Origin of the sequence: Stappia taiwanensis (genome assembly GCF_014635285.1) — a bacterium.
GTDB classification, from domain to species: Bacteria; Pseudomonadota; Alphaproteobacteria; order Rhizobiales; family Stappiaceae; genus Stappia; species Stappia taiwanensis.
Genome location: NZ_BMCR01000001.1, coordinates 651,924 through 673,800, shown reverse-complemented (window position 1 = coordinate 673,800; position 21,877 = coordinate 651,924). Strand labels below are relative to the sequence as shown.

Below are 21,877 nucleotides of genomic sequence, written 5' to 3'. Positions count from 1 at the left end.
TTGCGGCGCTCCCGTGGCTTGTGCACCCGGCGCAGGAATGCGCCGGTCACCCGTTTTTCCAAGTCAGGCCATCGAGGAAATAATGCATCGCTATCGCAGCCACACGTGCGGGGAACTGCGCGAAGACCATGTCGGTGAAACCGCGCGCCTGTCCGGCTGGGTTCATCGTGTGCGCGACCATGGCGGCTTGCTGTTCATCGATCTGCGCGATCACTACGGCATTACCCAATGCGTGGTCGATCCCGATTCGCCGGCCTTTGCCAAGGCCGAGGCGGTTCGCGCCGAATGGTGCGTGCGCATCGATGGCGAGGTCAAGCGGCGCGACGCTGAGGTGATCAACGAGAATCTGCCGACCGGGCATATCGAGCTCTTCATTCGCGACATGGAAGTGCTGGGCGATGCGCGCGAATTGCCGCTGCCGGTGTTCGCCGAGCCGGAATACCCGGAAGACATCCGTCTGACCTACCGGTTCCTGGACCTGCGCCGCGAGACGCTGCACCAGAACATCATGACCCGGTCGAAGATCATCGCCTCCCTGCGTCGCCGCATGGAAGGGGTGGGCTTTGCCGAGTTCCAGACGCCGATCCTGACGGCCTCCTCGCCGGAAGGCGCACGCGACTTCCTCGTGCCCTCGCGCCTGCATCCGGGCAAGTTCTACGCGCTGCCGCAGGCGCCGCAGCAGTTCAAGCAGCTGCTGATGGTGTCGGGCTTCGACCGCTATTTCCAGATCGCGCCGTGTTTCCGCGACGAGGATCCGCGCGCCGACCGTCTGCCGGGCGAGTTCTACCAGCTTGACGTGGAGATGAGCTTCGTCGAGCAGGAAGACGTGTTCACGGCGATGGAGCCGGTCATTCGCGGTGTCTTCGAGGAGTTTGCCGAGGGCAAGCCGGTGAGCGCGACCTTCGCCCGCATTCCTTATGCAGAGGCGATCCGCAAATACGGCAGCGACAAGCCGGACCTGCGCAACCCCATCGAGATGCAGGACGTGGGCGAGCATTTCGCCGGCTCCGGCTTCAAGATCTTCGCGCGGATGCTGGAAGATCCGAAGAACGCGGTCTGGGCGATCCCGGCCAAGACCGGCGGCAGCCGGGCCTTCTGCGACCGGATGAACTCCTGGGCGCAGGGCGAGGGCCAGCCGGGCCTTGGCTATATCTTCTGGCGCGAAGAGGACGGTGCTATCGCCGGTGCCGGTCCGCTGGCCAAGAACATCGGTCCGGAGCGCACCGAGGCGATCCGCCAGCAGCTCGGTCTGGAAGCAGGCGATGCGGCGTTCTTCGTCGCTGGCGATCCGAAGAAGTTCGCCGATTTCGCCGGCAAGGCCCGGACCCGCGCCGGCGAGGAGCTGAACCTGGTCGACCGCGACCGGTTCGAGCTGGCCTGGATCGTCGACTTCCCGATGTACGAATGGGACGAGGACGAGAAGAAGGTCGATTTCTCGCACAACCCGTTCTCCATGCCCCAGGGCGGCCTGGAAGGGCTCGAGACCACCGATCCGCTGGAGCTGAACGCCTGGCAGTACGACATCGTCTGCAACGGCTACGAGATCGCCTCCGGCGCGATCCGGAACCACAAGCCGGAGATCATGAAGCGTGCCTTCGAGATCGCCGGCTACGATGAGACGGTGCTGGAAGAGCGCTTCGGTGGTATGTACCGGGCCTTCCAGTATGGCGCTCCGCCGCATGGTGGCATGGCCGCCGGCATCGACCGGATCGTCATGCTGCTGGTCGGCGCGAAGAACCTGCGCGAAGTCACGTTGTTCCCGATGAACCAGCAGGCGCAGGATCTCCTGATGGGCGCGCCGTCCGACGTGTTCCCGAGCCAGTTGCGCGATCTGCATATCCGGCTCAACCTGCCGGAAAACGGCTGACCCGGATGACCGGTTCACGGCACGCCGGCCGATTGGGGCCGGCCTGCCGCTGGCCGGTCGCGACCGGATTCATTGCGCAACGAGGCATGGTCACGTGTTGAAGCGGATCGAACGCCTGCTGTTTGGCGACACGGAAGGGGCGCTCTTCCTGATCCGCCGTCTGGTGATGGAAAACGCCAGGGCCTTCGCCTGGCAGTATGCGCTTGCCTTTGTCTTCATGGGCGTGATCGCGGCGACCACCGCCGCCAGCGCCTGGATCATGCGGGACATCATCAATCAGGTGTTTCTGGAGCGGAACGCGACGATGGTGCTGGCAATCGCCGGCGTCGTCCTGGTGATCTTTTCCCTCAAGGGCGCGGCCACTTATGGCCAGATGGTGGTGCTCGGGCGGATCGGCAATGCGATTGTCGCCGCCACCCAGCGCCGGTTGTTCGAGACGATCACCCGGCAGGACGTTGCCTTTTTCGAAAGCTCCGGTCTCGGTGATCTGGCCACCCGCCTTTCACACAATGCCTCTGCGGCGCGAGCCGCGCTCGATATGGTGGTGACCGCGGTCGGCCGCGATCTGCTGACCGTCATTGCCCTTGTCGCGGTGATGGTGGCGCAGGATCCGGTGATGAGCCTCATCGCGCTGGTGATCGCGCCGCCGGCGATCCTGCTCGTCGCCGGGCTGGTCCGCCGGGTGCGCCGGGTCGCCAAGTCTCAGTTCGTCTCGCTCTCGCGGATCCTGTCGGTGGCGCAGGAGACGGTGACCGGCATCCGGACGGTCAAGGCGTTCGGCGCTGAGGAGCGGATGCGGGCCGACATGAATGCGGCTGTCGCCGAGGTGGAACGACAATCCAACAAGATCGTCCGCCTGACGGCGCGCACCTCGCCGGTGATGGAAACCCTCGGCGGTGTGGCGATTGCGCTTGTCATTCTCTATGGCGGCTATGCGGTGATCGAACTGGGCAGCGATCCGGGAGCGTTCTTCGCCTTCATCACCGCGCTGCTTCTGGCCTATGACCCGGCCCGCCGACTGGCCCGGCTGAACGTCAACCTGTCGAACAATCTGGTCGGCGTGCGGTTGATGTACGAGGTGCTCGACCGTGCGGTCGGAGAAACCGAGACGGCGGGCTCCGCGCCGCTCGCCGTGCCGGAAGGGCGCGTCACGTTCGAGGATGTCCGCTTCCACTACGGCGAGACGCCGGCCCTCGACGGCCTGTCCTTCGAGGCGCGACCGGGTGAGATCACCGCGCTGGTCGGTCCGTCGGGGGCGGGCAAGTCGACGGTCTTCGGTCTGCTGGAGCGGTTCTACACGCCCAACGCGGGAGCGATCCGGATCGACGGGCAGGATATCCGCGCCGCCGACACCGCTTCCGTACGGGCGGCGCTGGCCTTCGTGTCGCAGGATACCTTCCTGTTCAACACCACCGTGCGCGAGAATATCGCCATGGGACGGCCCGGCGCGGATGAGGCGGCCATTCGTCAGGCGGCCATCGAGGCCAATGCCCATGAGTTCATCATGGGGCTGGACCAGGGCTACGACAGCGAAGTAGGTGAGGGCGGCGGGCGCTTGTCCGGCGGCCAGCGCCAGCGGATCGCCATTGCCCGGGCCTTGCTGCGCGATGCGCCGATCCTGTTGCTCGACGAGGCAACCTCGGCGCTCGATTCAGAATCGGAAGCCAAGGTTCAGGCGGCGCTCGCCAATCTGATGCGCGGCCGCACCACCCTCGTCATTGCCCATAGGCTGGCGACCGTGCGCGAGGCGGCGCAGATCGTTGTCATGGACCGGGGACGAGTGGTGGAGCGCGGCTCCCATGGGGAGCTTCATGCGCGCGATGGCCTCTACCGGCGCCTGTGCGATCTCCAGTTCAACGGCTCTGGCGCCGCCTCCTGAGCAAGCACTCTTGCACGGCTGATCCGTTCCCCTCTGGTATCTCTGCCTTGCGTGCCGAAGCGCCGGCACGGGCGCGGGCGCCCGCATGTTGTCTGGCCCCATGCATAAAAAAACGCCGCCGGTGTGAGCCCGGCGGCGTTTGCGTAGGCGGTGTTTCCGGACGCAGGGCGCGTCCGGAAATCCGGTCTCTGCGTCAGGGGGCTGCGGAGACCGAAGCGTTGAGCAGCCCGGGCAGCATTTGCGGCGAGGTGGCGAGCATCCCGAGGATCTGCGTCGCCGGCACCGGAGCGTTCGGTTCGACATGCAGCTCGAACCGGCCCGGCGAGACCAGGAAGGTCTTGATCGCCGCATGCAGGTTCTGGCCGAAGGACGTGTCCTTGACCGGGCCGAGGTTGGTCATGGCCTCGTCCGCGAGCATCTGCGCGAACTCTTCAGAGGTCGCGGTCAGGTCCTCGGGCGTGTCGCCCTTGTTGCCATTGACGCTGTCGAGGATCGACGTGACCAGACGTGCATCGGTAATCGCGAGCCGCAGCCGGTTGACGGTGGCCGTTGCCATCGCCGCCTGTGCCTGCTCGGGATCCTCGAAGACGATGCGGGGAATGCCGCCGAGTTCGAACGCCAGTTCGACAGTGCCACCGCCGTCGATCGCGATCTTCATCGGATCGAGCCGCAGGGTCTGGTCGTCCTCGTTCCAGGCCAGCTTGATCTCATCGGAGTAGCGCAGGCTGGCAAGGCCGAGCCGGCCAAAGATGCGGCGGGCGTCCTTGTTGTCGAGCGCCCTGACGGGGATTTCCAGGCCCTTGGTTTCGCCATCGATCCGGGTCGGGAACGGGGCGATGAAGTCGCTCATGGCAAAGCGGTAGTGGGTGAGCGAGATCGGCGTGGGCAGCTTGTTGGAAGCAACCTTCAGGCCCTGGATGTCGATCAGGCCGAGGGTCGGCACCATTGAGAGATACTCCGTCAGGGACGGTTCCTTCTCGTCCGCAAGCACCATAAAGCCGAGATAGGAGGCAAGCGGGCTGAGGGCGAGATCCGACATCTGGAAGCGCGCAAGCGCGAAATCGGTGTCGTTCTCGCGGATCTTGAAGGCGGTTCCCTCGATGGTGAGGTCGCCGAGGTTGCGATAGGACGCATTCTTCACGGCAATCTTGTCGATGCCGCCGCTGACCTCTTCGGATTTGATCGCCAGAGCGTCCAGCTCCAGATTGGCGACCGACAGGCCCTCAAGGGTCCTCAGTGCGTTGCGGCCGAGCTCCAGAACTGCCGCCCTATCCTCCGGCACGGTGCCGAGCACCGCCTGGTCCGCCAGCTCGCCAATCGGAAACACCGGCGTCTGCGGCGCGATATGGGCGTTGTCGGCGGCGGCCTTCTTCAGGCTGAAGGAGCCGACCGGGGTGGAGACGGTCAGATCATTCAGTTCCGTCCGTTCCATGACGGTGTCGCGCACCTTGGTATCGGCGGGCAGGATACCGACCAGCCGCAGCACCGGCTTCAGGTCCTGGCCGAGCACCAGGTAGACGCCGCTTTCCTGACGCATGGTCATGGGTTTATCGGTGTCGTCGTCCGGTGTCAGGTCGAGCGTGCTTTCGGACACCATGCGCTCGATGCGCTGCTCGGCGATCCGTCCGTCGTGCATGCCCTTGATCGAGAGGCCTTCGTAGCGGTCGGTCTGGATGGAGCCGTCGGCGAGGCGCGTCTCGGCCTCAACCAGCCGCGCGGACGAAGCCTCGATCCGCGTGTCGAGGGCGGTGCGCAGCAGCGGGAAGAAGCGCGATACCGGCTGTTCCGGCGCCTCGGCGATCACCGGCAAGGTCGGCTGGAAGTAACCGGTGGTGACCGCGTCATGCTGGCGTCCGGTCAGCGCGAACAGGGTCTTTTCCTCGCCCTCGTCCGCCGCCTTTTCCGCGGCGTTCACGCGGAACTCGAACACGCCCGGCTGTTCGATCTTCTGGAAGAACACCCCGTCGTCGCTTTTCTTCGCACCGAAGAAGCGGGTTTCGGGGGCGTTCATGGCCAGGTCGACGGTCAGTTCGTCGCCGCCGAACTTGAAGGAGAAGGACCAGGCGAGCTTGGCGTCCCGCAGGATCGCGTCTTCCGGGGCGGTCTCGATGAGGCTGCCGTATTCGGCGGTCACCGCGCCGGTTTCCTTGGCCCAGGCAAAGAAGCGTTCGACGGAGTCGGTGGCCGGATTGGCCAGTGCCGGCGTCAGGCCGACAAAGCCCAGCGACACGGTCAGCGCGCCGCTCATGAGGTAGGTTCTGATCTTGTGCGTCATGATCCTGCTATGCGTTCAATATGGCCTCGCCAGCGGTGGAGGAAGGAGCCGCGCGAGGCCGACAGTCGGTCAATGGATATGGTCGTGCAAAGAGAAGAGGGCCCATAGGGCCCTCTTGCGTTTTCGTCAGTCTTCGTTGGCGGAGATGCTGACACCGAGGATATCGGGCAGGGACTGCGGCGCCATCATGGCGGTTCCGAGAATCTGCGCGAAGGGCACCGGTGCCGGCGGCGCCGCCTTGGCGGTGAGCGACTTCGGATCCTTCAGGAATGCCGTAGCGGCGCTCGCCACTTTCTTCTGGAAATCGGCGTTGTTGATGACCGAAAGCATCAGGGGAAGAGCGCCGGTCAACTGGCCGACGAATTCCTCGCGCGAGGAGCCCGCTTCCTTCGCCTGCTTGTCGAGAACGCGGTCAACCAGCGAATCGTTGTCGATCCGGATGGAGATTTGGTCGACCAGCAGATTCTGCATCAGGCCCATTGCCTGCTCCGGGTTGTCCTGCGCCTTCTCCAGCTCCGCCATCACTTCGCGGGTCACGCCGCTCATTCGCAGGGATGCAATCAGCGTTGCCGCTTCCTCACCGGAAACCTTGAGGGTGTTGAGCGACAGGACGCCGCCATCCGGATCCCAGTTGGCCTGCATTTCCAGGCTGAGGGTGATCGACTCGTAACCGAGGTCGGTCATCGCCTTCTTGCCGTCGTCATCCAGCGATGCTGCGGCGATGGTAATGCCTTCGGCCTGAACGGAGCCGGCGGTCGGCAGGTCGCCGTCCATGGAGTCGATCTGCATCAGTACACGAGCGACCGGGACCTGACCTTCCTCGCCAGCGTCGATCAGCATGTCGACCAGCTCGGCGCGCGAGTAGGACGGGGCGACGGCGTCGGCGCTGCCTTCCGCTTCCACTTCCTCGGGGGAGGGCAGAACCGCATCGGCGACGTTGATGGTCTTGACGGTGATGCGCACATCATCGTCGTCGTCATCCTCGATGCTCACGCCCTTCAGGGTCATGGTGACGACCGACAGCCGGCCGTTTTCAAGGATCTTGGCGCCGGACAGCAGCGTTTCGTTGATTGTCAGCCGCGCTTCGTCATCATCCTCCAAGGTGGCCTCAAGGCCGGTGATGGTGACGGTGTCGTTGGCACTTTCGACGCTCTTGTACCCGGTCACGACAGCGTCGCCGGCCTCGACCGTCTCAAGGAACCGCTGGGCAATGGCGTTGTCGGACGCCTCGAAGGCGAAGCCTGCGGAGGGCAGGAGCAGCGGACAGGCGAGCACGAGGGCCATGGCCGTTCGTGAAGGGTAGTGCAACATGAAAGATGTCTCCAAACTCGGTTGGGTTGGTTTCCGCTCCCTGCCAGCGGACCGTTACGATGCGCCAAGATGCAGGGCAGGACAACCCGTAGCGGCAGGCAGGGGGCGTGCATGCACGGGGAAATCGTGAAAAATGTGATGGGGGCGACATAAATCCGTCGCCCGCGCAAGCGGGAGCAGGGCGTCCCGGCGGTCCGCTCAGCCTTGCGCTGGGGACAAGGGGCGTTCAGGCAGGCTCGCCATCGCCGCGCAGACATCGTTGAGAGCGGGCAGGCTTGCTTCGTTGCCCAGATGCTGGATGGCATGGGCGGAGGCGGCCCGGGCAAAGGTGAAGTGCTTCGACCACGGGGCATCCGGAGAGGTCAGGAACGCGTTGATATAGGCGCCGTGAAAGACGTCGCCGGCGCCGTTGGTGTCGATCACCTTTTCGGAGGGCACATCGAGCGCCGGCAGATGCCGCATCGGCGAGGTGTCCTCATACCAGTACATTCCCTCCTCACCGAGGGTAACGCCGCCAACCCGGCATCCCTTTTCGCGCAAGTAGGCGAGGGTGTCCGGAACGCTCAGGTTCAGTTGCTCGCAAAAGCGGGCGGAAACGATCGCCACGTCGACGAACCTCAGCAGCTCCTCGGTGTCCTCGCGCACCGCGCCGCCGTCCAGCGAGGTGAGGATGCCCGCTTCCCGGCAGGCGCGCGCATAATAAAGGGCGGCGTCGGGCATATGCCCATCCAGATGCAGGGCGCGGCAGCCGGAAAGGTTCAGCTTCTGAAAAGGGTGCAGGAAGTCGTTGTCCCGACAGCGGACGATCGCCCGCTTCCCGCCCTTGGGCATGATGAAGGACAGGGAGGATTCATGCACCTTGCGGCCATGGACCGTCACCCCGTACTGCGCCGCCATGTCGAGGAACATGCGGGCCAGCCAGTCATCGGCCTGGGAACACATCAGATCCGGCTGGACGCCGAGCCGGGCGCAGGTGAAGGCGGCGTTCACCGCGTTGCCGCCGAAACTGACGGCGTAGTCGCGGGCAATGGCCTTTTCGTCGCCCGTCGGCAGGGTGTCGGTGAGAAAGGTAATGTCGATATATGCCTGGCCGATAAATAAAGCCTGCATGAGTTTGGAACTCCTCGCGGCGGGACTGTGAAAAACCACCTTCAACAGGTAGCCGGTCTTTGCGTTTTTTTCAAAGACTTGTCATGTCTTCAGGGGTCATTTACCAAGCTGGTGCATGATGAGTGCAGGCTGAAATTCCGGAACCTCGTGTGTCGCATCGATATGCCCTTTTCTTCAGGACACTGCTGATCGCGCTTGTTCTCGCGGTCGCGCCCCTGATTGCGGCCAACTATATCCTCGATAACTATGCTGTGACCCAGGCGCGGGCCGAGATGAAGGCCGTCGCCGAACGCTATGTGATGCGCGCGGAAAAGGCGATCAACGATGCGGTCACGGCGCTGCAGGCCTTGCACAAGGACGGCAATGTCACCTGTGCTGCCATCGACCGGGCGGCGTTTCACGCCGGTCTGATCGCCGCGCCCTATGTGCAGATGATCGGCGTTGTCGACGCCAACGGCGTCTTGATGTGCAACGTGCCGGACCAGATCACCAGCGGCGAGCCGGTGTTGCCGGCGTTGAAGGTGGATTCGCCGCTCGTGGGTATCGGCATGCGCGACAGATCCTACGAGGGAACGCGCATCGCGCTGGTGAGTTGGCGGATCGGCAATGGCAACCGGCTCCTGGCGGAAATCTCGCCGGTGGCGATCTCGATCGACCCCGGTCCGGAGTATCTGCGAGCCTACCGTCAGGCGGAGTTGCGGCTGGGGGATGGTGTTGTCTGGCTGAAATCCGGTGAGCCGGCGCCGAGCGACCGCTTCGGCGAGGATCCGGAGCTGATGGTGGAGGTCAGTTCGGAAAAGTATCCGATGGTGGCGCAGGTTACGGCACCGGCATCGGCCGCCGACAATCTGGTGCGGGATCTGAAGGTGGTGGCGGCGATTGCCTGCGTTGGCTTCGCGATCCTGTTCGTCGCGGTCGGCGTCTGGATTTCCTGGCGACCGGAAAGCGAGGCGGAGGACGATTTCGTCCAGGCGATCCGCAACGGCGAATTCGTGCCCTACTACCAGCCGGTGATGGATATCGAGACCGGTCGTCTGCGCGGCTGCGAGGTGCTGATGCGGTGGGCCCGGCCGGACGGATCGGTGATCTCGCCCGGCGCCTTCATGACCTTTGCCGAGACACACGGGCACATCTTCGAGATGACCCGGCAGATCATGCGCAAGACCCGGGACGAGGTGGCCGACCTCTACCACGAGAACCCGGAGTTCAAGCTGTCGGTCAACCTGTTCGCCGGCCATTTCGAGGACCGGCAGGTGATCGAGGACATCAAGCAGATCTATGGCGGCTCGAAGATCGCCTATCAGCAGATCGTGCTGGAGGTCACCGAGCGCCAGCCCCTGTCGGACATGGAAACGGCCCGCAAGATCATCGCCGAGTTGCAGGCCTTTGGGGTGCGTGTCGCGCTGGACGACGTGGGCACCGGTCATGGCGGATTTGCCTATCTGCAGAAGCTGGGGATCGACATCATCAAGATCGACAAGATGTTCATCGACAGCCTGGGGACCGACGACAATTCCACCACCATCGTCGATACGATGGTGGAACTGGCGGACAATCTGGGCATGGGCATCATCGCCGAAGGCGTCGAGACGATGGAGCAGATCGAGCGGCTGCGCGAGTTGGGCGTCTCCGCCGCTCAAGGGTATATTTTCTCGCCGCCGCTGCCCGCGCCGCTGTTCATCGAGCTGGCGCAGGCGCTGTCCTCCGGCGAGGCGGACATGGGCGAAAATGAGGCCGAAGCCGAGGTTGCCTGACGGGAAAAGGCCTCATGCCCGGATTGCACCGGAAAATTCATCGTAACGCTGCGGCATGGTTTCGCCGTGAACAGCGTTTCTATATGGTCCGGCGCGGCGCGGGGGCGTGACGGATGATGGAGATCTGGGTGTGACGCATGAGGGCATGACTGGGCAGGGCCTGAGGTGGCTGCGGTGCGGGATCGCGGCGCTGGCCATTGCCGCGCTCGCAGGGTGTCAGACCGCGCCTTCGGGAAGCGCCGGCCGGATGGCGTCGCCCGTCGCGGCCGGAGCGGTTCAGACCGGCCAAACTTCGGATGCTCTTCCAGATGGGGGGGCGGCTCCCGAAAACGCCATGCTGGCTGCCTCGGCGGTGGGCACTGCGCCGCGGGCGCCCGGGCCCGCCTCGCTGGCACTGGCCCCGTCCGGCGGCGCCGTGGCGCGGGCGCATTCGGCGATCGTCATCGATGCGCGCAGCGGCAAGGTGCTGCACGAGGAAGATGCGGACGGTCTGCGCAACCCGGCCTCGCTCTCCAAGATGATGACGCTCTATCTGCTGTTCGATGCGCTCGATGCCGGGATTGTCACTCTCGACAGCCCGCTGACGGTGTCGCGGAAGGCCGCCTCCCAGCCTCCGGCGCGCATTGGCGTGAAGGCCGGCACCACCATCACGGTGGATCAGGCCATTCGGGCGCTGGCGGTCAAGTCGGCCAATGACGTTGCCGTGGTGGTGGCGGAGAACATCGGCGGCACGGAGACCGCCTTCGCCCATCGGATGACCCGCAAGGCGCGCAGCCTGGGGATGCGGCGCACCAATTTCGTCAATGCCTCCGGGCTGGAAGACCCGGGCCAGGTAACGACGGCGCGGGACATGGCGACCCTTGCCCGGGCGCTGAAGCGGAACCATGCAAGGCGGGCGCGCAATTTCACCGCGCGCAGCTTTACCTACAACGGTCGGACCTACAAGACCACCAACAACCTGCTTGGCCGCGTCGCCGGGGTAGATGGCATCAAGACCGGCTACATCAGCAAGGCCGGATACAATCTGGCAGCCTCCGCGCGGCGCGGCGGTAAGAGCATTATTGCCGTGGTGATCGGTGGCAAGACCGAGGCAAAGCGCGACCGCGAGGTCACCAATTTGCTGGAGCGTTATCTGTAAGGCGGCGGATGGCGCTGCCGGCCGCCGCTACAGCAGCTTGTAGAACTTCTCGAACACCAGATAGGTGGACTGGATGTGCTGGCGGGCGGCGGTTTCGGCGGCGCCCGGGTCGCGTGCCTCCAGCGCCCGGCCGATCTCCTCGTGCTGATCCTGGAACAGCGCCGATTCCTCTGGCGTCACAAGCTGGGCGAAGCGGTGGGCGAAATAATACTGCGTGTTCTTTTTGATAAGATCGACAAGCCGCTCGTTGCCGGAGGCGGCGTAGATGCGGTTGTGCAGGTCGCGGTTTGACGTGAGCCGTTCCGACAGATCCGCATGGGTGAGGCGGGAGCGGGCGTTGGTCGCCTCGAGAATCGCCGCCAGTTCCGCTTCGGTGGCGCGAATCGCCGCCTGCGCCGTGGCGAAGCTCTCCAGCGACATGCGCACCTCGTAGGATTCGCGAATCTGGGTGATGTCGAGCTTCTTGACCTCCCAGCCCCGCTTGCGCCGCGACAGCAGTCCATCGGCGGAAAGGCGCTGCATCGCCTCGCGGACCGGTGTCCGGCTGACGCTGAGCGACTCGCCGATTTCCGCTTCGATCAATGGTGTGCCGGTCGGCAGCGCGCCGGTGCGAATCGCCAGGCGCAGCACCTCGTAGACCAGTTCGACAAAGGCAACGGGTGTTTCGAAACGCGTGCCGGCGGGGGCGTCGTCAGCGGCGATCTGGCGGAAGTCATGCGCGACCTGCCAGAAATCGGCGCCAGCGATCACCTGGTTTTCCAGATCACCCAGCCACTCGGGTGTGCCGCTTCCTGCCGGGGGAATGCGGGGCAGGCGCGGTGGGCCGGCGATCACCCAGTTCTCGTCTCCAGGGCGCAGGCCAATGGAATTTTTCATGCGGCTTTCCGGGTCTCTCGGTGTCTGTCCGTTGTTTCTGCGGCCGTTGTGCAGCCCGCGTCGTCACAATCTCTCATATATGTCGCCAATCCAATCGCCAAAAGGGATGTCTTGACGCATCCATATCAGCATGCTTGTTTGCATGCAAAGTTTGTAACCAAATTGCGAGCGTGGCGAGACGATGCAAGTGCCGGGACTAGACGAGACACACGATCCGAAACTGGAAAGCTGGGTAGCGTCGGCGAATGCGCCTGGTTGCTCCTTCCCGATTCAGAACCTGCCGTTCGGCGTGGCGGAGACAGGCGAGGGCGCGGCACGGCATATCGTCGTTGCCATTGGCGATCAGGCGCTGGACCTGACTGCCTGCGTGGACCTTGGTGTGTTCGATGATCTGATGGGAGGCGCGGCGCGTGTCGTGCTTACCGCAGGGACTCTGAATGGGCTGATGGCGCGGCCGCCGGCCGACTGGCAGGCCCTTCGCCTCTGGCTCAGCCAAGCGCTGCGGAAAGGCTCCGCGCTTCAGGGGCAGTTGGAGGCTTGTCTTCTGCCGCAGGACGGCTTGCGCATGGTGGTGCCGGCGAAGATCGGCGATTACACGGATTTCTACTGCTCGGTGGAGCACGCCACCAACATCGGCAAGATCTTCCGGCCGGACAATCCGCTGTTTCCGAACTTCAAAAGCTTGCCGATCGGCTACCACGGACGGGCCTCGTCGATTGTCGTTTCGGGAACCGATGTGCACCGGCCGAGCGGGCAGTTGCGCCAGCAAGATGGCGTGGTGTTTGCGCCGTGCCGCATGCTCGATTTCGAGCTGGAGCTTGGCGCCTTCATTGGCGGCCCGACCAACAAGGGCGGTCCGATGCCGCTTGCTGCAGCGCGTGAGCGCCTGTTCGGCTTCTGTCTCGTCAACGACTGGAGCGCGCGGGACATCCAGGCCTGGGAATACCAGCCGCTCGGGCCGTTCCTGGCCAAGAGCTTCGCCACCAGCATTTCGCCCTGGGTGGTGACCCGCGCGGCGTTGGCGCCATTCCAGGTCCCGGCGCGGGCGCGTGAGGCTGGCGATCCGGCGCTGCTTGACTACCTCGCCGACAGCGACGACGCGGCCGCCGGCGCGCTGGATATCCGCTTGCAGGTCGGGCTGCGCGGCAAGGCCATGGAGGCGGGCGAGGGAGCGCCACACGTGATCGCCGAGACCAATTCCGCCGGGCTCTACTGGACCTTCGCCCAGATGGTGACGCACCACATGTCGAACGGTTGTCCGCTGGTCGCCGGCGACATGATCGCCAGCGGCACGATTTCCGGCGAGGCGGAGGGATCGCAAGGCTCGATGATGGAGCTGACCCGCCGCGGTGCCGAGCCGCTCGCCCTCGGCGAGGGGGAAACGCGGGGCTTCCTGCACGACTACGACGAGGTTGTTTTCGCCGGCCAATGCGAGCGCGACGGGTTCCGCTCGATTGGTTTCGGGGAATGCCGGGGCATGGTGCTGCCGGCCGTGCAGGAGTGATCTTGCACATGAGAACGCATGAATAATCATGCTGTTAGGGAGGACTACATGACGAAAGATCGCATGACGGTGATGGAGAGGGTGGCCGGCTGGGTTGGCGGCAACCTGCGGCGCACGGGAATTGCCGCCGCCGCGCTCCTGATGGGCGGGAGCCTGGCAACGGCCGAGGAGCTGAAGCCGGTGACCATCGTGCTGCCGGGCTCCTCGGCAATGGCCTGGTATCCGATGATTGTGGCCCAGCAGCAGGGCTTCTTCGCCGAGGAAGGGCTTGAGGTCACGATCAAGAGCCTCGACGGGTCGGGCGCCGTGTTGCAGGCGATGGCCGCTGGCCGGGCCGAGTTCGGCGCGCCCGGACCGGGCCCGGCGCTGAACGCGGTGGCGCGCGGCGCCGATGTGAAGTTCTTCTACAACCTGTTCTCGCGCGGGCTGTTCATGCTCGCCGGTGACCGCAACGACGGCATCACCTCCGCCGAGGGCTTGCGCGGCAAGCAGATCGGTGTCTCCACCGCCGACGGCGCCGAAGTCTCCTTCGCCCGCAGCGCGCTTGGCTCCGTTGGCGTGCAGCCGGACGAGTACAAGTTCGTCACCATCGGTCAGGAAGGCATGGCCGTGACCGCGTTCCAGCGCGACACGATCCACGCCTTTGCCGCCTCCTTCACCGGCATTGCCGTTCTCAAGGATCGCGGCGTCGACGTGTTCGATCTGACGCCGGAAGGGCTCGACCTGTTCGGCAACGGCCTGGCGGTGCGCGGCGATATCTACCGCGACTCCCCGGAAATGGTCGCCGGCTTTGCCAAGGCGGTGCACAAGGCGACGCTCTGGGGCATGAAGAACCCGGATGGCGTGCTGAAGGATGGCGAGACCTACAATCCGCAGGAAGTGGAGCGTGCCGCCTATGCCCGGGCGCTGCTTGAGACCGTCAATCAGCAGTACATGCCGGTCGGTGCCAACAAACTCGGCTACCTGCCAGAGAGCGGTTGGGACGCCTGGCACAAGAGCCTTCTGAGCACCGGTGAGCTGGATGCGCCGATCGAGGATCTGTCGGTGGTCTACACCAACGAGTTCGTCGAGAACCTTGGAGACGAATGATGCATGCACCGCGGCCTGACGGAGCACCCATTCTCCGTCTCACCAATGTGAACAAGCATTACCGCCGCGCGAGACAGGGTCAAAGCGACATCATTCATGCTGCGAAGGATGTGTCGTTCGATCTGGAGAGGGGCCAACTGGCCTCTCTCGTCGGCGCGAGCGGTTGCGGCAAGTCCACGGTCCTGAAGATGATTGCCGGGCTGATCCCGGCGACCGGCGGCGAGATCCAGCTCAAGGGCGACAAGCTGACCGGTCCGAACGAGCAGATCGGCATCATGTTCCAGCAGCCGACGCTGTTGCCCTGGCGCAGCGTGCTGGAAAACGTGCTGTTGCCGATCGAGATCCGCGAGGGGCGCGGAGCGGCCAAGGCCGCCCGGGACCGGGCCATGCAGCTTCTGCAGATGGCCGGCCTTGCGGAGTTTGCCCACGCGGTGCCGGGCGAATTGTCCGGCGGCATGGCCCAGCGGGCGGCGATCTGCCGGATGCTGGTCACCCAGCCGGAGCTTCTGCTTCTCGATGAGCCGTTCGGCGCGCTGGACGAGTTCACCCGCGAGCAGATGAACGTGGAGTTCGAACGCATCTGCCGCTCGCGTGAGGCAACGGCGATCATCGTCACCCACTCGATCCAGGAAGCGGTGTTCCTCGCCGATGCGGTGTTCGTGATGTCGCCGCGCCCGGGGCGGATCGTCAAGCGCATCGAGATCGACCTGCCGCGCCCGCGCACCTCGGACATGATCACCAGCACCCGGTTCAACGAGTACGTGCGTGAGATTCACGACCTGTTGTTCGGCGGCGAAAAGGAAGCGGCGCATGTCTGAGACCCAGTCTGTCGATCCCGAAACCCTCATTGCCCTGGCCGAGAACGAGCGCAAGACGCTGGTCGAGCGCACGCCGCAATGGCTGCTCGTGCTCCTGTTTGGCGCGGCGATTGTTGGCGTCTGGCAAGGCGCGGTCAGCTACAGCGGTATTTCCGAACTGGTGCTGCCGGGGCCCTATCAGGTGCTGCAGGACCTGATCTTCACGCTGAAGAACCTGTTCAGCGGCGGCTATGTGGCCCATGCCACCTGGATCACCCTGGTGGAGGTGGTGTTCGGCTTCGCCCTTGCCTCGGCCATCGGCCTGACGCTCGGGATGATTATCGGCGCCACCGCCTTCGGCCGCAAGGCGATCATGCCCTATGTGGTGGCGATCAACACCATGCCGAAGGTCGCCTTCGCGCCGCTGTTCGTGGCCTGGTTCGGCTTCGGCATCGAATCCAAGATCATGATGGCGGCGTTCATTTCCTTCTTCCCCGTCACCATCAACACGGCGGCGGGACTTGCTGCGACCGACAGCAGCATGGCCATGCTGTTCCGGTCGCTTGAGGCCAACCGTTGGCAGACCCTGATCAAGCTGCAGATGCCGTTCGCCACGCCCTATATCTTCGCCGGGCTGAAGCTGGCGGCGGTGTGGAGCGTCATCGGCGTGGTCGTTGGCGAGTACATGGGCGGCGGCGAGGGTCTTGGCGAGCTGGTCCGCGTGGCCGCCAGTCAGCTGCGCGTCGGTCGCGTCTTCGCGCAGATCCTGCTGCTCAGCCTGATGGGCCTGTCGGTGTTCGGCTTCGTGACCATGCTCGAACGCTACTTCGTGCGCTGGAAGAAGTAACCAGCCGTACAGGCGGCACTCCCTTTTTTCAGGGAGTGCGACGGGCGAATGACAAAACGACCCGGCCGGGGCTGCCCCGCGCCGGGTCGTTTCGTGTTCGATGCCTCGGCCGGATGGGCGCGCGGGCATCTCGTCATGCGTCCTGCCGGTCGTCACCTGCGAAGAACGCGAGAAGCGCATCGGCTGTCTCCTTTGGTGCTTCCTCGGGCAGGAAGTGTCCGCCGGGAAGCCCCATGCCGGAGACCTGGCGCGCGCGCTCGCGCCAGAGCTTTTCGACATCGAAATGCTGGCCGACAAAGCCTTTCGCTCCCCACAAGGCCAGGAGCGGGGCTTCGATCCGCCGGTTCGCGTCGTCCGCGTCGTGCCGCAGGTCAATGGTGGCTGCCGCGCGATAATCCTCGCAACTCGCGCTGATACAGGCCGGATCGCGAAAGCTCGTCAGATACTCTTCGACAGCCTCATCGGCGAAAACATCCGCAGCGCTGCGCCCCCAGGCCATCAGCTTGCTGCGCAGGAAAAAGTCCGGGTCGGCGGCAATCAGGCGTTCGGGCAAGGGGGCGGGCTGGATCAGGAAGAACCAGTGATAGTAGCCGGTGGCGAATGCTCTGTCTGTCCGGGCGTACATGGCGGCCGTGGGCGCAATGTCGAGTACCGCTACTTTTCGGACCGCATCGGGATGGTCGAGCGCGAGGCGATGGGCAACCCGTCCGCCCCGGTCGTGTCCGGCGAGGAAGAACCGGTCATGCCCCAACCGGCGCATCACTTCGACCTGATCGGCGGCCATTGCGCGTTTGGAGTAGGTCGCGTGATGGCTCCGCGACGCCGGTTTGTCGGAGGCGCCATAGCCTCGCAAATCCGTGGCAACCACGCTGAACCCCGCTGCGACCAACAGCGGTGCCACCTTGTGCCAGCAGGCCGAGCTTTGCGGATAGCCATGCAGCAGCAACACGGGCGGGCCGTCGCCGCCAATGCGCGCCTGTATGGTCAGACCATTGGCCAAGGAAATCCGCTCAGTGCGAAAGCCGTCGAACATATCATCTCCCGGTTTTGGTGCCGGCGGAGGTTGCATTGCTCCTGTTGATATGTGAAATTAATTTATGGGGTCAGATTAAGTGGAATTGGCAATGAATAAGCTGGCGCTATACGATCTGCATCTGTTGCGCAGCTTTGAGGCCGTTGCCACCTGTGGCAGCTTTACCGCTGCGGCGGAGCAACTGCATCTGACCCAATCGACCGTTAGCCAGCAGGTGCGGCGGCTTGAGGTCCGCATTGGCAAGCCTTTGTTTTCCCGAAGCACCCGCACCGTGGCGCTGACGAAAGAGGGGGAGGTCTTGCGCGGCTATGCGAGCTCTCTGCTGCAACTGGCGGAGGAGGGAGCCGCCCGGCTGGCGGCTCCGGAACTGCAGGGCGATCTGTCACTGGGAGTTTCGGACGATCTTGCGCAATACCTTCTTCCCGACGTGCTGCGGCAGTTCAAGCGGTCGCACCGCGCGGTCAGGCTGGATGTGCAGGTGGGGCTGACCGCAACACTGTGCGAGCGGATGATGGCCGGAGGGCTGGACCTGGTGGTTGGCAAGGCCGTCCCCGGGAGCGCAACCGGTGAGGTCATCGGCGGTGACCGTCTGGTCTGGGCGGGCGATACCCGGTTGGCGGAAGATCCGGAACGCCCTGTTCCGCTTGCGCTCTTTCCCGAAGCCTGTGTCTACCGGCGTGCGGCGCTTGAGGCGCTTGCCAGGGCCGGACGCTGCTGGGAGGTCGTCTGCACCAGCCCAAGCCTTTCCGGCATTCAGGCCGCGGTCAAGGCGGGGCTGGCGGTGTCGCCGCTCGCCGCCTGTTTCACCAGGGACCTTCCGGTTCTGGAGGCAAGGACGTCGGGCCTTCCCGCTTTGCCGCCGGTGGATTTTGCGGTTTTCTGGTCCGCGCGCTCGAAGTCCCAACCGGCTGCACGGCAATTGGTCGCAGCGTTGGAACACGCGATGAGACCGGCGCCCGCATCCTTGCCGACATTGACAGAGGCGAGGGGCAGGCGGTAGGTCTCCGGCCACCGGTAAGAAGGAGATCTATGCGCGGAAGAGATCAGTCACGCCCTTGAGAGGGTGAATCCGAAACGGCTTGTTAGCCGTTGATTTTCTGTGCGTATTTCATTTTCTGGAAAAATCATGACAGATGACCATCTTGCGATCCGCGCCTTTCGCGCGGCCGACACCGCCTGCCTATCCGAGATCTGGTACCGGGCATCCATCAAAGCCCATTCCTTCCTTGGGAGGGAGCTGCTTCAGGACCAACGCCGGCAGATCGAAGAGATTTATTTGCCGCAAGCCGAGACCTGGGCCGCCACGATTTCGCAGCGCCCCGTCGGCTTCATCGGCTTGCTCGACAGCTTCATCGGTGGGCTGTTCGTCGACCCGGCGGTGCAGGGATGCGGCATTGGTCGCGCTCTGGTGGCCCATGGCCTGCAGCTCAAGCAAGAGCTGACGCTTGAGGTCTATGCGCAGAACAGCCAGGCGGTTGCGTTCTATCGGCATCTCGGTTTCAGGGAAAACGGTCGGCGCCCCCGCGACGACAACGGCTTGCCGTTTGAGAACATCCGCATGCATCTGGCGGCATGACGCTTGGCCGGGCAGGGACGGGGCGCAAAGCCCGCCCCGCCCGCTCATCCGCAAGTGCGGCAGTGTGGTCGCTGTCAGTGCAGGGCGGGGCTGCGGGCGCGCCGACTGAGCTCAACGGCAAGCACGAGGGCCGCGCCCAGCGGGACCAGCGCGCCGAGCGCCAGCAGGCCGAGCAGGCCATGCGGGCCATAGGCGTCGATCAGCATCGCCCCAAGGAGCGGGGCCAGGGCCGAGGCGATCAGTGCCGGGCGGGCCAGCCGCCCCATGATCCGGGCGTAGTCCTCCGGAGCGAAGACGGCGAGCGGCAAGGCTCCGCGTGCGATCGACCACAGCCCATTGCCCGCCCCATAGGCCACAAGAGCCGCACCCGCCGGAAACTCCCACTGAAGCCCGACGAATCCGATCAGCACCAGTGAGGTCGACACGAGCATGGTCCAGATCGGATGATGGCGGCCACGCCCCAGCATCTCCAGAACCCGGGCGCCGACCTGTGCCGGACCGATCAGCGTGCCCAGCCCGACGGCGGCGGCAAGCGCGTAGCCCTTGGCGGTCAGGATGGTGATCAGGTGCACCGACCACAGCGAGGCGAGCATCGCCAGCGCGGACCCGGCGCAGGCAATGCACCAGAAGCGAAGGTCGAAACGGCCAGGCGAGCGGTCAGGGGCGACCGTCGCCGAAACGGACGGCGCAGGAACGGGCGGCGCGCCTGCCGGCAGGGCGTACCAGCACAGCGGCAGGGTGACAGTGAGGTGAAGTGCGGCATAGGCGAAGCAGGTGCCGCGCCACCCGACGTTTTCGACCAGAAATGCCGAGATCGGCCAGCAGACGGTACTGGCAAAGCCGCCCCACAGGGTCAGGGCGGTGATGGCCGAACGTGCCTCTCGCCCGTAGAGCCGGCCAAGGGTCGAAAACGCGGCATCATAGAGCGCCGCCGCCATGCCAAGCCCGAGAATGCCCCAGGCGATCAGATAGACCGTCAGGGAGTGCGCCAGCCCGAGAAGAGCAAGCCCGGCGGCGATCAGCAGCGTACCGGCTGCGAGTACCCGCCGGCCGCCCTCCAGCTGGATGAGGCTGCCGATCCGGCTGGCCGCAAGGCCGGACACCAGCAGCCCCAGTGAGATGCCAAGTGTCACTTCTCCCGCGCTCCAGCCGGTCTCGTCCTGGATCGGACCGGACAGGACCGCCAGCAGGTAGAAGGTGCTGCCCCAGGTGAGGATCATCACCAGGCCGAGGGCGGAGATCACCCGTGTGCGTTCAGAGATCATGATTGCGCCGCCCAGGCTTCCAGTCGGGCGGTATCGCCGCCACCAGTCTTGTGTCTTTCCATCCGCACAGCATCAGGCGTCACCCCGGTTGCGGCCTTCCTCGGCACAGCACTCGTCGGCACAACATTCGTCAGTCAGAAAGCCCAGAAGAGCATCCATCGCCGGATATTCCGCGTGGCAGATCAGGCTGGTTCCGGCCCGCTCCTGGCGAACCAGACCGGCTGCGACCAGTCGCTTGAGGTGATGGGACAAGGTCGAGGCCGGCATGTCGAGCCGCTCCTGCACATGGCCCACCGGCAAGCCACCGCGACCTGCGCGGACAAGGGTCCGGTAAAGGGTCAGCCGGGTCGGGTTGCCAAGAGCTTCAAGCTGGCGGGAGGCTATTTCGATGTTCATGGAAATAGCCTGCGCGCCTGCGCGCGGGCCGTCAAGTGATCATTCCATGACTGTCGAAATATGGTCGGGAGGGGCGCGTCAGGCGATCCGGCCTGCCGGGGGCAGACAAGACAAGCCCCGCCAAGCCGTCTCTGGCGGGCGAGGCAATGTCTTGGCGAAAGGGCGCAATCTCTGGCGTTTTGGCTTTTCAGCCCAACGCAATCACGCCAGCTCGGGTGTGACGCCCAGTGGCCGGGTGACGGCCTGGTCACTGTCGAAATCGGCGGCAAAGCGCATTTCGCGCAGCGGCTTCACTGTCTCGGTCGAAAGCTGGTAGTCCGGATGTTGCTGGAAGGCGGCGAGATCGGCCTCGGTCTCGAATTCACCGTAGACGATGAAGTCGACCTCATTGCCCCACTGGTCGCGTTTCAGGTTTTCGCCGATTTCCAGCTTGGTCGCGTGGGAAATGCCGGTCAGGCGCGACAGGCCGGCCCGGACGGCCTCGCGGTTCTCTTCCCTTGCGGTAAAGAACACAATATGTCGAATCATCTCATACCTCTGAAGCGCGTCATTCAATCAAAACGTGATGCCCTTCGCCCCACCGAAGCCTTAGGGTCTGGACTCATAAATGAGGCTGATATGGTTTGAGACGGATTGCTCCTGGTCAAGAAGCGAAAGCACAGGAAATGTGGTTCATTTTCAAGCCTTTCGCGACGTGAGAGCAGGCGCAATCCGGTCAAATCCTTCAGGACATGGAAATGGCTTCACCCTGCGTCGTCAGCGCGTTTGACCGGGCAACCAGCCCGCTCCGCACGCCCTTCCTCGCAGTCTCTTGCCATTTCCCATGCCATGTCAGCCTCATTTATGAGTCCAGACCCTAGGTCGTCGGGGCGGGAGCCTGCCAGCTACCAGCCGCATCGGGACGTGGGGATACGCCGGTTCGAGGGCTTCGGTGGGCGTGGGGTGCTCGGGGGCAGCCGTTGCACGGCCCATCCTTCACGCCGTCTGGAGAAGGGGTGTCACAAACGCCGCCAAGCTTCAATCGGGACGAACATCTTTCCCCGTTCTGATACCGAACTCGCGGCCGGGGCGTCGACAGATAAACTGCTGCCCGCAGGCTCAGGCCGCCTGCTCGGCGACCTTGGAAACCGGTTCAAGGAGTTGGCTCGGGCCTTGATCCT

At 64.5% G+C, this 21,877-nt stretch carries 18 protein-coding genes; 10 read left to right on the top strand and 8 right to left on the bottom strand.

What is annotated here, in order from left to right; translation table 11 throughout:
* The first annotated feature begins 82 nt into the window (after nucleotides 1-82).
* A complete protein-coding gene (aspS, locus tag IEV83_RS03000; RefSeq protein WP_181761505.1) occupies nucleotides 83-1,867 on the top strand; it encodes an aspartate--tRNA ligase in 1,785 nt (594 codons plus the stop codon).
* A 94-nt stretch (nucleotides 1,868-1,961) separates the two neighbouring features.
* Nucleotides 1,962-3,746 (top strand): ABC transporter ATP-binding protein, encoded by a 1,785-nt coding sequence (locus tag IEV83_RS02995; RefSeq protein WP_308683722.1) that lies wholly within the window; start codon nucleotides 1,962-1,964, stop codon nucleotides 3,744-3,746.
* 193 nt (nucleotides 3,747-3,939) lie between these two features.
* On the opposite strand, the gene IEV83_RS02990 is transcribed toward IEV83_RS02995, so the two are convergent.
* The 3 genes from IEV83_RS02990 to IEV83_RS02980 all read right to left on the bottom strand — a co-directional run bounded on the left by IEV83_RS02990 (nucleotide 3,940) and on the right by IEV83_RS02980 (nucleotide 8,442).
* Nucleotides 3,940-6,021, bottom strand: a complete 2,082-nt coding sequence (locus IEV83_RS02990) for an aq_1923 C-terminal domain (RefSeq protein ID WP_181761504.1) — start codon at nucleotides 6,019-6,021, stop codon at nucleotides 3,940-3,942.
* A 126-nt stretch (nucleotides 6,022-6,147) separates the two neighbouring features.
* A complete protein-coding gene (locus IEV83_RS02985; protein ID WP_181761503.1) occupies nucleotides 6,148-7,332 on the bottom strand; it encodes an aq_1923 C-terminal domain in 1,185 nt (394 codons plus the stop codon).
* 198 nt (nucleotides 7,333-7,530) lie between these two features.
* Nucleotides 7,531-8,442: a sugar kinase gene (locus IEV83_RS02980; RefSeq protein ID WP_181761502.1), complete on the bottom strand. Its 912-nt coding sequence runs from the start codon at nucleotides 8,440-8,442 to the stop codon at nucleotides 7,531-7,533.
* Nucleotides 8,443-8,591: 149 nt separating this feature from the next.
* Between IEV83_RS02980 and IEV83_RS02975 the strand changes: the two genes are divergently transcribed.
* On the top strand, nucleotides 8,592-10,196 hold the full coding sequence (locus IEV83_RS02975) for an EAL domain-containing protein (RefSeq protein ID WP_181761501.1): 1,605 nt from the start codon (nucleotides 8,592-8,594) through the stop codon (nucleotides 10,194-10,196).
* A 334-nt stretch (nucleotides 10,197-10,530) separates the two neighbouring features.
* Entirely contained in the window at nucleotides 10,531-11,334 is an 804-nt protein-coding gene (locus tag IEV83_RS02970) for a D-alanyl-D-alanine carboxypeptidase family protein (protein ID WP_244628036.1), read from the top strand.
* A gap of 27 nt (nucleotides 11,335-11,361) precedes the next feature.
* Here the strand turns inward: IEV83_RS02970 and IEV83_RS02965 are convergent, their stop codons facing one another.
* A complete protein-coding gene (locus IEV83_RS02965) occupies nucleotides 11,362-12,210 on the bottom strand; it encodes a GntR family transcriptional regulator (protein WP_181761499.1) in 849 nt (282 codons plus the stop codon).
* A gap of 181 nt (nucleotides 12,211-12,391) precedes the next feature.
* Here IEV83_RS02965 and fahA point away from each other — a divergent pair, with 181 nt between their 5' ends.
* The 4 genes from fahA to IEV83_RS02945 all read left to right on the top strand — a co-directional run bounded on the left by fahA (nucleotide 12,392) and on the right by IEV83_RS02945 (nucleotide 16,447).
* A complete protein-coding gene (fahA, locus tag IEV83_RS02960; RefSeq protein WP_181761498.1) occupies nucleotides 12,392-13,714 on the top strand; it encodes a fumarylacetoacetase in 1,323 nt (440 codons plus the stop codon).
* 48 nt (nucleotides 13,715-13,762) lie between these two features.
* Nucleotides 13,763-14,803, top strand: a complete 1,041-nt coding sequence (locus IEV83_RS02955; RefSeq protein ID WP_181761497.1) for an ABC transporter substrate-binding protein — start codon at nucleotides 13,763-13,765, stop codon at nucleotides 14,801-14,803.
* Nucleotides 14,804-14,913: 110 nt separating this feature from the next.
* On the top strand, nucleotides 14,914-15,621 hold the full coding sequence (locus IEV83_RS02950) for an ABC transporter ATP-binding protein (RefSeq protein WP_244628035.1): 708 nt from the start codon (nucleotides 14,914-14,916) through the stop codon (nucleotides 15,619-15,621).
* The gene (locus IEV83_RS02945) at nucleotides 15,614-16,447 is read left to right on the top strand and encodes an ABC transporter permease (protein ID WP_181761496.1); all 834 of its coding nucleotides are present in this window, start codon (nucleotides 15,614-15,616) and stop codon (nucleotides 16,445-16,447) included. Before IEV83_RS02950 ends, IEV83_RS02945 begins: the two co-directional genes overlap by 8 nt.
* A gap of 133 nt (nucleotides 16,448-16,580) precedes the next feature.
* Here the strand turns inward: IEV83_RS02945 and IEV83_RS02940 are convergent, their stop codons facing one another.
* A complete protein-coding gene (locus IEV83_RS02940) occupies nucleotides 16,581-17,480 on the bottom strand; it encodes an alpha/beta fold hydrolase (RefSeq protein ID WP_181761495.1) in 900 nt (299 codons plus the stop codon).
* Nucleotides 17,481-17,571: 91 nt separating this feature from the next.
* Here IEV83_RS02940 and IEV83_RS02935 point away from each other — a divergent pair, with 91 nt between their 5' ends.
* Complete coding sequence (locus IEV83_RS02935; RefSeq protein ID WP_181761494.1) at nucleotides 17,572-18,480, top strand: LysR family transcriptional regulator; 909 nt, start codon at nucleotides 17,572-17,574, stop codon at nucleotides 18,478-18,480.
* Nucleotides 18,481-18,606: 126 nt separating this feature from the next.
* Nucleotides 18,607-19,056, top strand: coding sequence for a GNAT family N-acetyltransferase (locus IEV83_RS02930; protein WP_181761493.1), 450 nt, complete (start codon nucleotides 18,607-18,609; stop codon nucleotides 19,054-19,056).
* Between the two features lie 74 nt (nucleotides 19,057-19,130).
* Here the strand turns inward: IEV83_RS02930 and IEV83_RS02925 are convergent, their stop codons facing one another.
* From IEV83_RS02925 to IEV83_RS02915, 3 genes are all read right to left on the bottom strand, one after another.
* A complete protein-coding gene (locus IEV83_RS02925) occupies nucleotides 19,131-20,321 on the bottom strand; it encodes an MFS transporter (protein ID WP_209003379.1) in 1,191 nt (396 codons plus the stop codon).
* A 72-nt stretch (nucleotides 20,322-20,393) separates the two neighbouring features.
* The gene (locus tag IEV83_RS02920; protein WP_181761492.1) at nucleotides 20,394-20,717 is read right to left on the bottom strand and encodes an ArsR/SmtB family transcription factor; all 324 of its coding nucleotides are present in this window, start codon (nucleotides 20,715-20,717) and stop codon (nucleotides 20,394-20,396) included.
* Nucleotides 20,718-20,918: 201 nt separating this feature from the next.
* Entirely contained in the window at nucleotides 20,919-21,245 is a 327-nt protein-coding gene (locus tag IEV83_RS02915) for a Dabb family protein (protein WP_181761491.1), read from the bottom strand.
* Nucleotides 21,246-21,877: the final 632 nt, after the last annotated feature.

Bases quoted from the DNA above. Each gene is read 5' to 3' on its own strand.
- IEV83_RS02980 (WP_181761502.1), bottom strand. From the start codon at position 8,442: ATGCAGGCTTTATTTATCGGCCAGGCATATATCGACATTACCTTTCTC.
- fahA (WP_181761498.1), top strand. From the start codon at position 12,392: ATGCAAGTGCCGGGACTAGACGAGACACACGATCCGAAACTGGAAAGC.
- IEV83_RS02920 (WP_181761492.1), bottom strand. From the start codon at position 20,717: ATGAACATCGAAATAGCCTCCCGCCAGCTTGAAGCTCTTGGCAACCCG.
- IEV83_RS02955 (WP_181761497.1), top strand. From the start codon at position 13,763: ATGACGAAAGATCGCATGACGGTGATGGAGAGGGTGGCCGGCTGGGTT.
- IEV83_RS02940 (WP_181761495.1), bottom strand. From the start codon at position 17,480: ATGTTCGACGGCTTTCGCACTGAGCGGATTTCCTTGGCCAATGGTCTG.
- IEV83_RS02990 (WP_181761504.1), bottom strand. From the start codon at position 6,021: ATGACGCACAAGATCAGAACCTACCTCATGAGCGGCGCGCTGACCGTG.
- IEV83_RS02970 (WP_244628036.1), top strand. From the start codon at position 10,531: ATGCTGGCTGCCTCGGCGGTGGGCACTGCGCCGCGGGCGCCCGGGCCC.
- IEV83_RS02965 (WP_181761499.1), bottom strand. From the start codon at position 12,210: ATGAAAAATTCCATTGGCCTGCGCCCTGGAGACGAGAACTGGGTGATC.
- IEV83_RS02945 (WP_181761496.1), top strand. From the start codon at position 15,614: ATGTCTGAGACCCAGTCTGTCGATCCCGAAACCCTCATTGCCCTGGCC.
- IEV83_RS02985 (WP_181761503.1), bottom strand. From the start codon at position 7,332: ATGTTGCACTACCCTTCACGAACGGCCATGGCCCTCGTGCTCGCCTGT.
- IEV83_RS02930 (WP_181761493.1), top strand. From the start codon at position 18,607: ATGACAGATGACCATCTTGCGATCCGCGCCTTTCGCGCGGCCGACACC.
- IEV83_RS02925 (WP_209003379.1), bottom strand. From the start codon at position 20,321: ATGATCTCTGAACGCACACGGGTGATCTCCGCCCTCGGCCTGGTGATG.
- IEV83_RS02935 (WP_181761494.1), top strand. From the start codon at position 17,572: ATGAATAAGCTGGCGCTATACGATCTGCATCTGTTGCGCAGCTTTGAG.
- aspS (WP_181761505.1), top strand. From the start codon at position 83: ATGCATCGCTATCGCAGCCACACGTGCGGGGAACTGCGCGAAGACCAT.
- IEV83_RS02915 (WP_181761491.1), bottom strand. From the start codon at position 21,245: ATGATTCGACATATTGTGTTCTTTACCGCAAGGGAAGAGAACCGCGAG.